The following is a 1442-nucleotide window of genomic DNA, read 5'->3' as shown; positions in this document are numbered from 1 at the left end:
ATTGCATCTGGACGGTGCTCGTGTTTATAACGCAGCGGTTGCTCTGGATGTAGATATTAAAGAAATCGCTCAACATTTTGATTCCATGACAATTTGTCTTTCTAAGGGACTGTCCGCCCCGATTGGATCGCTGTTACTCGGTGACAAAGCGTTGATCGAAAAAGCTCGCCGTATTCGAAAAATGCTGGGTGGCGCGATGCGACAGGTCGGTATTCTCGCAGCAGCAGGTAAAATCGCGTTAACTGAGCAAGTAGAGCAGCTCAAAGCTGATCACAAACACGCTAAGCAGTTAGCAGAAGGCTTGGCAACAATACCTGGGTTTAGTGTAAAGCCTGAACTGGTTCAGACGAATATTGTGTTTGCGAAAGTAGATGAAACGATAGACGTTGATAGCCTCACGAATAAGCTGGCTGAACAAGGTATTATCATTAACCCACGAAGCCCGATTCGATTTGTTACACACAAAGACGTATCGTCGGATGATGTGAACACTTTGGTTGATACCATTAAACGTTTGATTTAACGCAAACTAAGAATGAATTGTGATTGAGCTTCCCCCTAGGGGAAGCTTTATTTTTGCCTAAAACAAGAAGCAAATTAGGCTGAAGCAATTACATGAGAAGTACCAAATCAATCGTTACCCTGTCCCTTTTCACACTATTTTTCTCCCCCTTACAGTCATTCGCCGGTGATCCGGAAATGGGCAAATTGAAATCATCGAGTTGTGTTTTTTGCCACGCGACGAACTCTGATGCCGAAACAACGCATCCCAGCCTTCTTGGGAAAGATGCTCAAGCGCTGATTGATGCAATGGAAGAATACAAAAATGGAAACAGAAAAGGTGCGATGGCTGACATAATGAGAGCTCAGCTTCAGCATCTAGACAGCAATGACATAGCCGATATCGCTGCGTTTTATACGGAGCTTAATTAGGGTCTGTTGACCTTTAGAAAAACAAAAGGGAAGAGCATGCCCTTCCCTTTGCCGATACCGTTCCTAGGCGATTGACCAGAATGACCCAGGTAAGATCGGCGAAATCTAACGTCAGGTGACCTACATTTTCATGCAGTTCGCATAGTAAGTCGTGGTCGCAGGCCAGTCTGAGAACACACCTAACACACCGACATCTTTAGCCAGCACGTCCAGTAATACCATGGTGTCGCCATCATTATTGGTTGCGTCTTTGATGGTTTGATAATACCAGCCACCACCCTTACCCAGAGGACCAGAGCGCTCAAGTGTCCAGGTGATGATGTCTAAACCCGCTTTCTTCGCCAGTTTGGTGTATTCAGATGGAACAATTTTTCCAGAATCATCAAGAGTAACCAGTGCCCACATTGGAGGCGCAATGATCTGTACTCCATCCGCTACCAATGCTTTCATGTCGGCTAGAGTCGCTTTGAAGTTTTCGTCGTTATAGACGCGATCATCCAGATACACTG

The 1442-nt window shown here is 45.4% G+C and carries 2 protein-coding genes and 1 pseudogene; 2 read left to right on the top strand and 1 reads right to left on the bottom strand.

The genetic code is table 11. From position 1 onward, the window contains the following. Positions 1-523: threonine aldolase family protein (locus tag RH89_RS15110; RefSeq protein ID WP_038146243.1), on the top strand; the 523-nt coding region annotated here is incomplete at its 5' end. Positions 524-699: 176 nt separating this feature from the next. Continuing rightward, positions 700-933: a c-type cytochrome gene (locus RH89_RS15105; RefSeq protein ID WP_004403674.1), complete on the top strand. Its 234-nt coding sequence runs from the start codon at positions 700-702 to the stop codon at positions 931-933. Between the two features lie 120 nt (positions 934-1053). Here RH89_RS15105 and RH89_RS15100 read toward each other — a convergent pair. Further along, positions 1054-1442 (bottom strand): annotated as a pseudogene (locus RH89_RS15100) (glycerophosphodiester phosphodiesterase family protein); the annotation flags it as partial.

Origin of the sequence: Vibrio nigripulchritudo ATCC 27043 (genome assembly GCF_000222685.1) — a bacterium.
GTDB classification, from domain to species: domain Bacteria; phylum Pseudomonadota; class Gammaproteobacteria; order Enterobacterales; family Vibrionaceae; genus Vibrio; species Vibrio nigripulchritudo.
This window is presented reverse-complemented; position numbering and strand designations above follow the sequence as displayed.